The following is a 14281-nucleotide window of genomic DNA, read 5'->3' on the forward strand; positions in this document are numbered from 1 at the left end:
AAAGCCGGACATTGTCCGGCTTTCTTCATTAGCGCGAAGGAGAATTACAGCGCCATATCCTGCTTAGCGGATTCTGCACGAGGCTTAGCCTGCGTAGGGGCAACGGACTGATCACCCATGTTGATGACCGGTGGTTTGGTCAACTGCAGCGTAGCAGCGGTGTTGTCCCAGACCTGCTGAGTCAGTGCGGTGTTACCGTTCAGTTTCTGGCCGAAGCTTGGAATGATGCCGCGGATCTTCTCTTGCCACTCAGGAGAAGCGAACTGCTCCGGGAACAACTTCTTCATCACGTCGAGGGTGATTGGCGCAGCAGTTGAAGCACCTGGTGATGCACCCAACAGGGCCGCCACGGTTTTCTGCTGATCGGTCACGATTTCGGTGCCGAGTTTCAGCACGCCGCCTTTATCCGCATCTTTCTTGATGATCTGTACGCGTTGACCCGCCTGGATCAGTTTCCAGTCTTCTTTACGTGCGTTCGGGTAGTACTCTTTCAGCGCGGCAAAACGATCGTCGTCGTTCAGCATCACCTGACCAATCAGGTACTTCACCAGGTCAAAGTTATCGATACCCACGTGAGTCATCGGCATGATATTGCTGGTGGTAGTAGCGCTTAACAGATCGAACAGTGAGCCGTTTTTCAAGTATTTGGTGGAGAAGGTCGCGAACGGCCCAAACAGCACCACGCGCTTACCGTCCAGATTACGGGCATCGATGTGTGGAACAGACATCGGAGGTGCGCCAACTGAAGCCTGGCCGTAGACTTTTTCCAGGTGACGGCTGGTCACTTCTGGATTCTCAGTCATCAGGAACGAACCCCCGACCGGGAAGCCGCCGTAGTTATCCGCTTCAGGAATACCGGTTTTCTGCAGCAGTTTGATGGCCGCGCCGCCTGCACCGATAAACACATATTTCGCGTCAACCGAACGGTTCTCACCGCTCTTCACATCTTTGATGGTGACGTGCCATGAATTATCGCTGTTACGTTTGAAATCAGTAACTTCTGAAGATGTTTCTAATTTGAAGTTCTGATCTTTCTTCAGGCTGCCAATCAACTGACGGGTGATTTCACCGTAGTTAACGTCAGTACCGACTGGCGTCCAGGTGGCTGCCACCTTCTGATTAGGATCGCGACCTTCCATCACCAGCGGAGCCCACTGCTCAATCTGCTTGTGATCGGTTGAGAACTTCATGCCCTGGAACAGGGTGGTTTTCTGCAGTGCATCGTAACGCTTAGTCAGATACTCAACGTTTTTATCGCCCCAGACAAAGCTCATGTGTGGGGTGGAGTTGATGAATGAACGCGGGTCATGCATTACGCCGCGCTGTACCTGAGAGGTCCAGAACTGACGGGAAATCATGAAAGCTTCGTTAATTTCCAGCGCCTTGCTCACGTCGATTGAACCGTCTGCACGCTCTGGCGTGTAGTTCAGTTCCATGTTCGCAGAGTGACCGGTACCGGCGTTATTCCAGCCGTTAGACGATTCCAGTGCGACGCCATCCAGACGCTCAACCATCAGTTGCTTCCAGCCTGGTTGCAGTTCCTGTAGCCAGGTTCCCAGTGAGGCGCTCATGACGCCGCCGCCAATTAACAGAACATCGGTTTTTTCTGGTGCGTTTTCAGCGTGGACCACTGAAGAAACAAGCAGCGCTGCCAGTGAAAGGGCAGACACGATTTTTTTAGAGTGAGTCATTCTGATCCTGATCTTTGTACTTTGCAGGTGAACGTTAAAATTTCGGTTTGCAAATTAAAAGATTGTTACGAAAAGATTAACTTGTTTTTAGTTAATAAAGTATTGGTGTTAATTACTTAACTTACATAAAACCAATATGGCGGGAATTTAAGCAATGAATGCGAAAGGTAGGGAGATATATCCGTGAGTACTGCGCGGTTATTCTTTATAGCGAGCATCGCGACTTAGGTCAAATAAAACACCATAACGCCAGGTTAAATATTTACTCGCTAACTGGGTGCGCATGGCTGCGCACCACGACGATGACTAAGCGCGAGCTTTAAAATTGCGTTTCAGCGACATACCGTATCCCATCAAGGCGCAGCCAGCAATGAACCAGGGAATCATCTTCACCACGCTGGAATCACTGCCGCTTAAGGATTGCAGATTATTAACCACCAAAATAATCGTCACGCTCATGCACACCATTGACAGTAACGGTGCCCAGAATACGGTGAATGGATTTTCGCTATTCTCCATCCGACGGAAGAACAGTATCACGGCAGCGGAAACGCCCAGTTGTAAAATCAAAATACACAGTGTGGCGACGGCAGAACCGATAGCGAAGATGTGCACCATCGGGTCCAATCCCGCGCTGCCCATACCTGCCAGTAGCATCAGCATGATCACGCTGTGAACGTGGCTGGCATTATGTGGCGTGCCGTTAGTGGGATGAGTTTTGCACAACTCTTTCCAGATCAGACCATCGCGGCTAATGCTGAACAAATACCGTGAAATATTGTTATGAAACGCCAGCGCCGCTGCAAATAAACTGGTGATCAGCAATACCGACATGGTTTCTACAGCCCACTGTCCAACATATTGCCGGGTAATGTTAAACACGAAGTTGCCGGGATCTTTGCTGGCAATCGCGACAATCTGATCAAAACCGTATGCCTGCACCAGTGACCAACTGGTGAAACAGAAAAATGCCGTGATCAGTAACAAGGCACAAACTGTGGCACGCGGCACAGTTTTATGTGGGGCACGGCACTCTTCCGCATATATGGCGGTAGATTCAAAACCGATAAAAGCGGCGATGGTGAAAATAAAGGCGATGCCAAGGTTGCCCTGCATAAACACCGACGGCTCGAACGATTGGAAGCTGTAAGGACCGACTTTTTTGATTAACAGCATCACGTCGGTGAGTAACACAATAGCCACTTCCGCCAGCATTAATATGCCGAGTAATTTTCCACCGACTTCGACGCGTTTAATGCTCAATACCCAGCATACCAGCACAAATAGCATGCTCAATGCCCACCAGGGAATATGGGCTGAAAAGTGCTCTTCAATAAATAACTGCGTGAAGAATCCCAGCATTGCGACGATGGCTATCTGAATAGAGATATACGCCATTAACGCTAATACTGACGCGGAAGCGCCCCAGTTTTCGCCGATTCCTTTAGAGATATAGGTATAAAAGGCCCCCGCATTATTGACATGACGGCTCATGGCAATAAAGCCCACGGCGAATAACATCAAAATAATACACGAGAGAATATAAAACACCGGGATGCCACCGCCGTTGCCAGAAATAATCGCCACCGGCAAGCCGCCCACCACGCCTGTCAGCGGCGAGGCTGCCGCGACGACAAAAAAGACCAGAGAAAACAAACCCAACGTATTTTTGCGTAAGCCGGAATCCTTATTCATCGCCAAAGCCCTCAACCGCTAAGAGAAAGTTCTCAGGCAATCTGTGCCGCCTGAGGCCGGTAACATAGCGGCATCATTTCTCAGCTGAGCATCTGGCGGATAGAAAAAATCGGACAGCGTCACAGTGCAACGCTGCACCCTTTTAGTGCTCAGTGGAAACGCAAACGATGGAAATAGGCATCATGCGAAATACGCCGCTGATAATCACAGGGCGTGGTGCTGACAAACTTTTTAAACTCGCGCAGGAAGTGCGACTGATCGCTAAATCCAAGATCAAAGGCCAGATCGCTAAACGATACTTCCTGCTGTAAGTGAATGCTGCCCAGCGCCGACTGGCAGCGCAAAATGCGGCTAAAAGCCTTGGGTGACATCCCGGTATCCTGGCGAAACTGGCGCTGGATAGTGCGGCAGGTGTAGCCGGTCAGCGCTTCCAGTTGATCAATGCGAATGTTGCCTTTCTGCTGGCGCATGGTGTGGATGATCAAGGATGTGACGGCGGAAGCTTTGCGCACCAGGCGCGGCGTGAAACTGGCGTTGAACAAAGCAATCTGCCGCGAAAAATCGCGCGTCTGCACGATCTGTTCAAAGGCTAACCGTGCATCCGGCACCACATCGAGGAAATTAAACTCACGATCGGGAATCTCTTCTGCCATCACATCGAGGAAATCAGGAATGATGCCCGGTGCGAAGCGCACACCAAAATAGTGGTGGTTATGCTGCATATCGGCACCGCGCGCTTCCAGCGTGGTGCCACACACGCGTGCTGCAGGCCGCTGCGCATCGCAATCAAACACGATATCCACGCAGCCGTCGGGAATCGCCAGCGTCATGCTGGCACTCTGCGCCACATCAAAACTGTAGAAATGGGAAATAGCCGGGTTGTCTGACGCAATCAGCGAATAATGCTGCGCGGCGTTCAGCACAAACCATGGCTGCTCGGGTTGAAATCCACTGTGGCGATAGAGAGGCAATTGTGTCATGGCGGGCTCCGCTGCGGGCTATTTACTGTCTGTGTGATGCAAGGGCTGTGCCACGCACGAATTTCGTCATGTCGCAAATATTCAATACAGCTCGACAACTGACGCGCTATTTCTATTTCACCCAGCGAAGACCATCGACACCTAAGACGGTTTTAGCCAGTGAAATCGCTAGTTATGGCAGCGCTCGCCACGGCGGGAAATAGACCAAAAGACTGATTGATGAGGCGACTTATGAGTGATTCAACCCGGATTGATTTTATTTACCTGTCGGAGCAAGACATGATTCGTGCGGGCGTGACCGATATGGCCGCCTGTGTCGATACCATGGAAGAGATGTTTGGCCTGTTGTATCACGGCGACTATCGCATGGCCGGATCCAACAATGATTCACACGGCGCGATGGTGACCTTCCCGGAAAATTCGCCGTTCCCGACGATGCCAAAACCCACTGCCGATCGCCGCATGATGGCGATGCCTGCCTACCTTGGCGGCAATTTCGGCACGGCTGGGGTCAAGTGGTATGGCTCCAACATCGCCAACCGTGAGAAAGGGCTGCCGCGCTCGATTCTGATGTTCACCCTCAATGATGCGGATACCGGCGCGCCGCTGGCGCATATGTCAGCCAATCTGCTGTCGGCGTATCGCACCGGGGCGGTGCCGGGCGTCGGCGCACGTCATCTGGCGCGAAAGGATTCTCGCGTGATCGGTTTGCTCGGACCGGGCGTGATGGGAAAAACCGCTGTTGCGGCATTTATTGCTGTTTGCCCACACATCGACACCATCAAAGTCAAAGGACGCGGCCAGCGCAGCCTCGATAACTTCATTACCTGGGTGCAGGAGACCTATCCACAAATTAAGCAGATAGAAATTGTCGACTCACTGGAAGCGGTAGTGCGCGATAGTGACATTGTCACTTATTGCAGCTCAGGTGAAGTCGGTGATCCCGCCACTTATCCGCTGGTGAAACGTGAATGGGTAAAAGCTGGCGCGTTCCTCGCCATGCCTGCGCTGTGCAATATCGATGAAGGAATGGAGCAGTCGGATGTGCGTAAGGTGCTGGATAACACCGGACTCTATCATGCCTGGTTTGATGAAGTTCCCAAGCCTGCGCATCGCTGCGTGCCGATTATCGGTGTGCGCTTTATGGATATGGTCGCTGAAGGGCAGCTGCAGGCGGAGCAGCTGGAAGATATTGGCAAAATTGTCGCCGGCGAGGCGCCTGGCCGCCAAAACGATAGCGAAATCATCATCATGTCTGTCGGTGGTATGCCGGTGGAAGATGTGGCCTGGGGCACGGTGTTGTATCGCAACGCACTGGAAAAAGGCATTGGCGTCAAACTCAACCTGTGGGAATCACCGGTTTTAAGCTAAATCATTCATTAATAGAGAAAACATCATGACCAATATCATTAAAGTAAAAACCGGTTCGAAATTTGAAGAGCAGGCGAGTTATTCGCGCATCGTGGCCGTGGATAACTGGATTTATGTCTCCAACACTGCCGGTCGCAACCCACAAACCAAAGAAATTCCCGAAGACCTGCGCGAGCAGACTTTGCAGGTGTTTGCCAATATCGAAGCCGCACTGGCAGCCATCGATGCCTCATTACAGGATGTGGTGTGCTCGCGCGTGTTTATTCAGAATCCGGCGGATGTACCTGCAGTGATGGCGATCATTGGTGAGAAGTTCCGCGGAATTAATCCCGCCTCGACAGTGACTTGCCCGCCGCTGGGATCGACCGTTTATAAAGTTGAACTGGAAGTTACGGCCTATCGCGGGGCCGGTAACGCTCAGGTTCAGGAAATTACCGTAGCCCTGTAAGGGTGGGAGACGCGCTATGGCACCTGTTATTTCTCCGGTTACGCCTTCGCCAACGTTGCCGGATGCCACCACGGTGGTCGTTATTGGCGGCGGGATTGTAGGGTTGACCGCCGCACTGACGCTGGCGGAGCGCAATATTCCCGTCGTGGTGTTGGAAAAGGGGCGGATTGCGGGCGAACAGTCTTCCCGCAATCTCGGCTGGATCCGTAAAACCAGTCGTGCGCTGGAGGATATCCCGCTGGCGCAGGCCGCTGACCGCTTGTGGGCGGGGATGGCCGCGCGGGTTGGCAGTGACGTGGGATATCGTCAGGCTGGCATTATGTTTGTGGCACACAACGAGCAGCAGATGTCACTGCATGAAAAATGGTTAAGCGGGGTTAGTGCCGCTGGCCTGGATACGCGCTTGCTCAGCCACGCACAAATTGCAGCACAAGTGCCAGGCGGTGCGGAGAAATGGGCAGGCGGGATTTACACTGCTTCCGACGGGCGAGCCGAACCCACGCTGGCGGCCAGCGCGATGGCGAATGCCGCCATCGCCAGGGGGGCGATTATCATGGATCACTGTGCGGTGCGTGGCCTGGTCACCAGCAACGGCAAGGTCAGTGGTGTGATGACCGAACGCGGTGAGATTCGTTGTGACCAGGTGTTGCTGGCGGCAGGTGCCTGGTCGCGTCGTTTCCTTGGCAATCACGGTATTAATCTGCCGACGCTGCCGCTGATTTGTTCGGTGATGCGTACCAAACCGCTGGAAGGACCGGCCAATATAGCGGTGGGCGCTCCTGACTTCTCATTCCGAAAACACCAGGACGGTGGCTTTATCATCACTCAACGCGGTGCGCTGGATGCGCCAATAACGCTTGATCATCTATTGATCGGCACACGTTATATGCCTCAGCTACGGCAGGCGCGTGACAACCTGCGGATTTCGCTGGGCAAATACTTTGTGAAGGATCTTGCACTGGCACGTCGCTGGCGCAACGATCGGCGTTCACCCTTTGAGCAGGTCCGCACGCTGGACCCTCTTGCCAATCCGGCACTGAACCAGGAAGCGATGCGCAACCTTCGCGCGGCGTGGCCGGTGTTCCAGCAGGCGGAGATGGCGGAGTCATGGGCTGGCGTGATAGATGTTACCCCGGATTCGAACCCGGTGATTGGCCCAGTGGCTTCGATACCTGGGCTAACTTTGGCGACGGGCTTTTCAGGGCATGGTTTCGGGACATCACCCGCAGCCGGGCAGTTAGCCGCAGATTTGGTGACCGGGCATACGCCGCTTATCGATCCCGCACCTTATCGCTTCGAACGCTTGCAGTAGCATCATACTTCTATCGGCGGCTGTGAGGTCGCCCATTAAACACACTTCATAAACCATCACTTCACGTACTGTGTTCATAGTCTTAACCACAACTGTATTACCCTAGAGTCTCTAATGACTTGTTGATACTTTTATGTGGGCAATCGCATGGCTAACAAAACACTGTATGAAAAACTGATCGATCAGCATGTGGTACGTCAGTTAGACGATGAAGGGCATGTGTTGCTCTATATTGATCGATCAATACTCAACGAATACACCAGCCCGCAGGCCTTTAGCGGGCTGCGTGAACATCATCGCCCGGTACGTCGTCCGGCGACTATCTTACTCAATGTCGATCACGTAAATCCCACGCGTCCAGAGCGTGACGATGCGATGACCGATGCCGGCGGGCAGCTGCAGGTGGATTACTTCCGTCAAAATGCCGCCCATTTTGGCATCGAACTGTTTGATGTCATGGACCCGCGCCAGGGCATCGAGCATGTGGTTGCGCATGAGCAGGGGCTGGTCATGCCCGGTATGGTGATCGCCGCCGGTGACAGCCACACCACCACCTATGGCGCATTTGGTGCGTTGGGTTTCGGCATCGGAACGTCAGAAATTGAACATCTTCTCGCTACGCAAACTCTGATTTATCGCACGCTGAAAACCATGCGCGTCACGGTAACGGGTGAGCTGCCTTATGGCTGTTCGGCTAAAGACATCATTCTGGCGTTGATTGAAGATATTGGCGCCTCAGGGGCAACCGGTTATGCCATCGAGTTTGACGGCCCGGCGATTGACGCGCTGAGTATGGAAGGGCGCATGACGCTGTGCAATATGGCTGTCGAGGCCGGTGCACGCGGAGCGATTATTGCGCCAGATGAGAAGGTATTCGCCTACATCCAGGGCAAACCGCAAATGCCAACGGGTGCATTGTGGGAGCAGGCAAAGGCCGAATGGATGACTTTGCGCAGTGATGACGGGGCCAAATTCGACCGTGCGATTGAGCTGGATTGCAGCGACCTTGGACCTAAAGTGACCTGGGGCATCAGCCCGGATCAGACCTGTGCTATTGGCGGCTGTGTACCTGATCCGCAATACGAACCCGATTTGATTAAACAGCAGGCAATACAAGCCGCACTGAAATATATGGGGCTGGAACCTGGCATGCGCCTGTCTGACATCGCCATCACCCATGCGTTTATTGGCTCCTGTACCAACGGCAGAATCGAAGATTTGCGCGCTGCAGCAGCGGTGATTGGCGAGCGCAAAATCGCCCGACACGTGCGCGGGATCATCGTACCAGGCTCCACACAGGTGCGTCAGCAAGCAGAGGCTGAAGGCTTAGCCGACATTTTTATCAATGCAGGTTTTGAGTGGCGGCAGTCGGGGTGCTCAATGTGCCTGGCAATGAATGAAGATGTCCTGGAACCCGGCGATCGCTGTGCTTCAGGAACCAACCGCAATTTTGCGGGCCGCCAGGGTGCAGGAGCACGAACCCATTTAATGAGCCCGGCGATGGTCGCCGCCGCTGCGGTGGCCGGTCATCTGGTCGATGTACGCAACTTCACGACAGCAGAGGTTTAATATGGACGCTTTTCACAGCATCACCGGACGCATTGCCCATTTACCGGCGGCCAACATTGATACGGATGTGATCATGCCAAAGCAGTTTCTGAAAGGCATCGATCGCCAGGGTTTGGATCGGGGCGTGTTCTTTGACCTGCGATTTTTGCCCGACGGCAGTGCGAATCCCGCGTTTATCCTCAACCAGCCTGCCGGAAAGAACGCGGCATTCTTGCTGGTAGGACCCAACTTTGGCTGTGGTTCCAGTCGCGAACATGCGGTGTGGGGACTCAATCAGCTGGGCATTCGCGCCATCATCGGCACCAGTTTTGCCGGCATCTTTGACGATAACTGCCAGCGCAACGGCGTATTGACGCTAACGCTAAGTGAGGAGGCGTATCAGCAGCTCAGCGCTGCTACCGCTGATGCAGAACACAACCAGATTACGGTTTCTCTGGAAGATAAGACCCTCACCTTCAATCAGCAGGTGTTGCATTTTGAGGTCAGCGCGCTCAAACGTGAGATGTTAATGGGTGGCGGCAGCGCGGTAGACTGGACGCTCCAATACGAGACTGACATTACGCAGTTTGAACATCGGCACTTTGCTCAGCGCCCCTGGCTGCAGCGGGTTAAAGGACAAACAGCATGAGTGACATCAAGGGTTGCGGCGCATCGCCGTTTATCGACGGATTTGCCTTGAAAGCGGTCACGCTGGACAACGGTATCACACTACGCGTGGCAATCGGGGGCGAAGGACCGCCGTTGCTGATGCTGCACGGGCATCCACAAAATCATCTGGCGTGGCGTAAAATCGCTCCGCAGCTGGCGCAAAAATACCAGGTGATCCTGCCTGATCTGCGCGGCTACGGCGACAGCGACAAACCCGCCAGCGACGAACGCCATCTGGCCTATTCAAAACGCGCCATGGCTGAAGATATCAGCCAGTTGATTGATGCACTGGGTCTTTCGCGTGTCGCGTTTGTCGGACACGATCGCGGTGCCCGGGTTGGACATCGTCTGGCGCTTGACCATCCGGAGAAAGTGGCTTGCGGCACTTTCGTCGATATCGCCCCGACTGCCACCATGTATGCGCAGACCGATAAGGCGTTTGCTACGCGCTATTTTTGGTGGTTCTTTCTTATCCAGCCTTACCCACTGCCGGAGACAATGATCGGACACGATCCGGCTTTCTTCCTGCGAAAACATATTGATGGTCAACTCAAGACAGCGGGGGCGACTTCAGAAGCGGTATTCAATGATTATTTGCGCTGCTATCAGCAACCCGAGATGATCCACGCCGTCTGCGAAGATTATCGCGCGGCCGCCACGGTGGATTTAGAGCACGATGCAGAGGACAGCGACAAACGCATCGTTTGTCCGCTTCAATTGCTGTGGGGGGAAAAGGGCACGGTCGGTCAGCTATACGATGTGGTTGAAACCTGGCAGGAGAAGGCCATTAATGTGCAGGGCAAGGCACTGCCTTGTGGGCATTCCCCACAGGAAGAAGTCCCGGCGGTATTTTTAGCACAGCTTCAGGGCTTTCTCGATTCTGTGTTATAACCGCTCGATGTTGGCTAACTGCGTAATAGTATGAAGCTCTTGCTTGCCGGGAAAAACGTTCAGAAACCGCTACAGGGCTGGCCCTCTGTCGAAGACCTCTATGTGTTTATCAGCGTGGCGCGTCATGGTGGTTTTGGTCGCGCTGCCGTGGAGCTGGGCCAGTCTCCATCGTATATCAGCAAACGTATCGCCATTCTTGAGAAACAGCTCGACACCCGGCTTTTCTTCCGCACCAATCGGGTGATGCGCCTGACGCCAGAAGGTGAGAAAGCGCTGGAGGGGGCGCTGCTAGTGGTACAGGAAATGGATGCGTTTCTGAATAATTTTCAGCAGTGGCGCGGCGAATTAACCGGTGAGTTGACCGTTGGCTGTTCGCTGGGATTTGGTCAGGCGTATTTATCTGATGCCATTTCAGCCTTTATTTCTCAGCATCCATCTTTAAATATCAAACTCATTTTAAGCGATCGTGAGATTGATTTGATGCAATCCGGCACCGATGTGGATATACAGGTTGGCGATAATCTGAATCACTCTTACATCGCGCGTAAACTGGCCGTTAATCGGCGTATTCTTTGCGCATCCCCTGAATATTTAGCGCGCGCTGGGGCGGTCAATTCGCTGGATGAATTAATTGACCACAGCTGCCTTATCATCAATGAAAAGAACAATTCATTCGGCAATTGGGCGCTGACTGACGGTAAGCAACAGGTATTGTGCCGACTGAATAGCCGTTATTCGTCAAACAGTGGCAAGGTCATTTTAAACTGGGCGTTGAAGTCACACGGGATTGCGCTCCGCTCGGCATGGGATGTAACGCCTTATCTCAGCACGGGCGAATTGGTCCATGTTTTACCGCAGTGGTATCAGCAGGCGAATATCTGGGCGGTGTATACGCAACGGACATCGGAATCGCCGCGCATGAAAGTGTTTATTGATTTTCTCGCCGAATACTTTGCAGATAAAAGCCTGTCACAAGAGTGGCAGGCTTAAATGCAACAGCGAAGGGGGGGTTAACATTAGCCGTACGCCACTTTGCTATTGATATGGTACAGGGTTGCGGTAGCCGCCATTACATGCTGACCATCGTGGCCCGGCTCATGGGATTCAACATCAGTGATGTGATAACCCACGGCCCCTGCAGCGAGCGTTTTTTTCACAATCGCATCAGTCAGTTCTTCCATCGAAGTGGCCCAGCTCACGGAAGTAAAGCCCACAGGATGAATCGATGATAATTCACGATGGGTCAAATCCGCACGGACTAAAACGGGTTTAACATTTTGCGGTGTGAAAATAGAGATAACGTCATTAATAAGTTCTTTCATGGTCTTACTCCTCAAAATAACTGCTGAGCCGATTTCGAAGCTATGCATTTTATTGTTGATGGTGATTTTATACATTCCGACAGTTGCGCACGGCAGGTAATGAGTGCCGGTAGGCTTAATAGACACCTTTTGAGGTTATGCGTTTTAGCTTTAATTGCTAATTAGTTGTTAAGAAAAGTTCAGCCACAACTCCGTTAAACTTTCGGGAATATTCTTTCATCTGGTTACATTTGTGGCAGGGCAATAAGTTGAATGGGGCGTCATGCACGCCCCATTTTGTTAAAACTCGCGTTGTCCACCCAGTTCGATAACGCGATTGGGTGGAATATTAAATTGCTCATGCGCACGCAGCGCATTGCGTTGGCAGAAGTGAAAGATGCCGCCTTTTATTCTTGCCAGTCCGCGGCGTTTTTTCATCACCAGGGTGTCGTGTGAGGTAAAGAAAGACGCTTCATTCAGCGTGCAGCCAAAACCTTCCAGTCCGCACAGGTGTAAAACCTCCGCCATTGAAGGGACTTCTCGCCAGCCGTATGCCGCGGTTACCTGCCAAAAGGACGGCGAAAGTTGGGTGATGGTGATGCGCTTCTGATTGTGCACGCGTGGCGTATCTGTCGTGCGGATGTTCAGCAACACCACGCGCTTATGCAGCACCCGGTTATGCTTGAGGTTATGCAGCAGCGCCTGTGGAATCTCAAACTCTTTACGCGCCAGGAAGATGGCAGTACCCGGTACACGACTGGGCGGATTGGTTTCCAGTGATTTCACCAGCGCCTGCAGACTTTCCGGATCGTTGTTCAATTTTTTGATTAACCGATTACGCTCGGTGCTCCAGATCAGCATCAACCCCATCATGGTCAGCGCCATCAGTACCGGAACCCAACCACCTGACAGCAGTTTCATCAGGTTCGCCGCAAACAGCGGCACGTCAATGCTCAGCATACATAGCAGGAAAATCACCGCCAGCGGCAGTGGCCATTTCCAGTTACGCAGCGCCACCACGCCGGCCAGACAGGCGGTGATCACCATAGTGCCGGTCACCACGATACCGTAAGCGGAGGAGAGGGCCGAGGACTGACGGAATGCCAGCACAATCACCGTTACCGCAACAAACAGCAGCCAGTTCACCACGGGAATGTAGATTTGGCCAGATTCAGTATGCGAGGTGAACACAATACGCATGGGTGGCAGAAACCCCTGACGAATCGCTTGATGCGTCAGGGTGTAAACGCCGGTAATCACCGACTGGGCTGCGATCACCGTGGCGAGCGTTGACAGCACTATCAGGGGAATTTGCCCCCAGCCCGGCGCGAGGTTGAAGAACGGGTTATTGATCGTCTTTGCATCCGCAATCACCAGCGCCCCCTGACCGAAGTAATTCAGCACCAATGCCGGCATGGCAATCACCAGCCACGCCAGGCGAATCGGCGCTTTGCCGAGATGCCCCATATCCGCATACAGCGCTTCAGCACCGGTGACGGCCAGCACCACCATGCCCATCGCGGCAAAGGCGAGAGCCTCGTGCGTCAGTAAGAAGGTCAGGGCATAGCTGGGGTTAAGCGCCTGCAATACTGTGGGATTGAGCGCGATACCACGCAGGCCTAGTAAGCCAATCGAAACAAACCAGATAAACATCACCGGCCCAAACACCTTACTGACTTTTTCCGTTCCGTGTTTCTGGATAAAGAACAACAGCGTGAGTATGAGTACCGCCAGTGGGACCACGTATTTGTCGAGTTGGGGTGATACCACCTCAATCCCTTCAATGGCAGAGAGCACCGAAATCGCCGGCGTGATGATGCCATCACCGTAAAAGAAGGCGCCACCCGTCAAACCGGCCAGAATAATGATGTGACCAATCTTCGGACCGACGTTACGACGCGCCAGTGACATCAGCGTTAAAATACCGCCTTCACCATCATGGTCGGCACGCATGACAAAGCAGACATATTTCAGGGTAACGATCAGGGTTAACGCCCAGAAAATCAGTGACAGAAAACCCATCACGGCAGTGGTTGAGATTGATCCATCCGGTAAGATCGACAGGCACTCTTTCAGGGTGTAAAGCGGGCTGGTACCGATATCACCAAACACGATCCCTGCGGCGGCCAACATGCCAGCAGGCAGAGACTGTTTCTCGGTCTGACTCATATATTTCCTGTTTCTTATCAGCGTGGAACGGCGATGGCTGTGTCTATGACGGCGAACATACCTGTTTACCCGAACGGTTAATAGCGGGTGGTGGTTTTGTGACCTGCATTTTTACGCCTGGCAGCGAAATTTTTACGACATTTTTATATCGCGGCGGTTTTTTAATCTCAGAATAGACGAACGGTGAGAAATAAAATGACGGATGG

General features: G+C 52.9%; 12 protein-coding genes. 7 read left to right on the forward strand and 5 right to left on the reverse strand.

Features of this window, described 5'->3' with window-relative positions; all coding sequences use genetic code 11:
- Positions 1 to 44 precede the first annotated feature (44 nt).
- The 3 genes from mqo to QMZ65_RS07825 form a co-directional block, all read right to left on the reverse strand.
- Positions 45 to 1691 (reverse strand): malate dehydrogenase (quinone), encoded by a 1647-nt coding sequence (gene mqo, locus QMZ65_RS07815; RefSeq protein WP_034823997.1) that lies wholly within the window; start codon positions 1689 to 1691, stop codon positions 45 to 47.
- A 306-nt stretch (positions 1692 to 1997) separates the two neighbouring features.
- Entirely contained in the window at positions 1998 to 3386 is a 1389-nt protein-coding gene (locus QMZ65_RS07820) for an APC family permease (RefSeq protein WP_097119155.1), read from the reverse strand.
- A 149-nt stretch (positions 3387 to 3535) separates the two neighbouring features.
- Positions 3536 to 4366: a helix-turn-helix domain-containing protein gene (locus tag QMZ65_RS07825; protein WP_034823993.1), complete on the reverse strand. Its 831-nt coding sequence runs from the start codon at positions 4364 to 4366 to the stop codon at positions 3536 to 3538.
- Positions 4367 to 4597: 231 nt separating this feature from the next.
- Between QMZ65_RS07825 and QMZ65_RS07830 the strand changes: the two genes are divergently transcribed.
- The 7 genes from QMZ65_RS07830 to QMZ65_RS07860 all read left to right on the forward strand — a co-directional run bounded on the left by QMZ65_RS07830 (position 4598) and on the right by QMZ65_RS07860 (position 11595).
- Entirely contained in the window at positions 4598 to 5737 is a 1140-nt protein-coding gene (locus tag QMZ65_RS07830) for an ornithine cyclodeaminase family protein (RefSeq protein ID WP_160833874.1), read from the forward strand.
- Between the two features lie 25 nt (positions 5738 to 5762).
- A complete protein-coding gene (locus QMZ65_RS07835; protein ID WP_211728950.1) occupies positions 5763 to 6185 on the forward strand; it encodes a RidA family protein in 423 nt (140 codons plus the stop codon).
- A 16-nt stretch (positions 6186 to 6201) separates the two neighbouring features.
- The gene (locus tag QMZ65_RS07840; protein WP_283215737.1) at positions 6202 to 7497 is read left to right on the forward strand and encodes an NAD(P)/FAD-dependent oxidoreductase; all 1296 of its coding nucleotides are present in this window, start codon (positions 6202 to 6204) and stop codon (positions 7495 to 7497) included.
- Positions 7498 to 7644: 147 nt separating this feature from the next.
- Positions 7645 to 9066, forward strand: coding sequence for a 3-isopropylmalate dehydratase large subunit (leuC, locus tag QMZ65_RS07845; RefSeq protein WP_283215738.1), 1422 nt, complete (start codon positions 7645 to 7647; stop codon positions 9064 to 9066).
- Between the two features lies 1 nt (position 9067).
- A complete protein-coding gene (leuD, locus tag QMZ65_RS07850; RefSeq protein WP_211728948.1) occupies positions 9068 to 9694 on the forward strand; it encodes a 3-isopropylmalate dehydratase small subunit in 627 nt (208 codons plus the stop codon).
- The gene (locus QMZ65_RS07855; protein ID WP_211728947.1) at positions 9691 to 10605 is read left to right on the forward strand and encodes an alpha/beta fold hydrolase; all 915 of its coding nucleotides are present in this window, start codon (positions 9691 to 9693) and stop codon (positions 10603 to 10605) included. Before leuD ends, QMZ65_RS07855 begins: the two co-directional genes overlap by 4 nt.
- Positions 10606 to 10635: 30 nt before the next feature.
- A complete protein-coding gene (locus QMZ65_RS07860; protein WP_283215739.1) occupies positions 10636 to 11595 on the forward strand; it encodes a LysR substrate-binding domain-containing protein in 960 nt (319 codons plus the stop codon).
- Positions 11596 to 11621: 26 nt separating this feature from the next.
- Here QMZ65_RS07860 and QMZ65_RS07865 read toward each other — a convergent pair whose 3' ends face one another.
- Entirely contained in the window at positions 11622 to 11927 is a 306-nt protein-coding gene (locus QMZ65_RS07865; protein ID WP_045815559.1) for a YdgH/BhsA/McbA family protein, read from the reverse strand.
- A 279-nt stretch (positions 11928 to 12206) separates the two neighbouring features.
- Positions 12207 to 14075 (reverse strand): low affinity potassium transporter Kup, encoded by a 1869-nt coding sequence (gene kup, locus QMZ65_RS07870; protein ID WP_283215741.1) that lies wholly within the window; start codon positions 14073 to 14075, stop codon positions 12207 to 12209.
- Between the last annotated feature and the right edge of the window lie 206 nt (positions 14076 to 14281).

It is taken from the genome of Pantoea sp. EABMAA-21, from assembly GCF_030053335.1.
Lineage (GTDB): Bacteria > Pseudomonadota > Gammaproteobacteria > Enterobacterales > Enterobacteriaceae > Pantoea > Pantoea communis.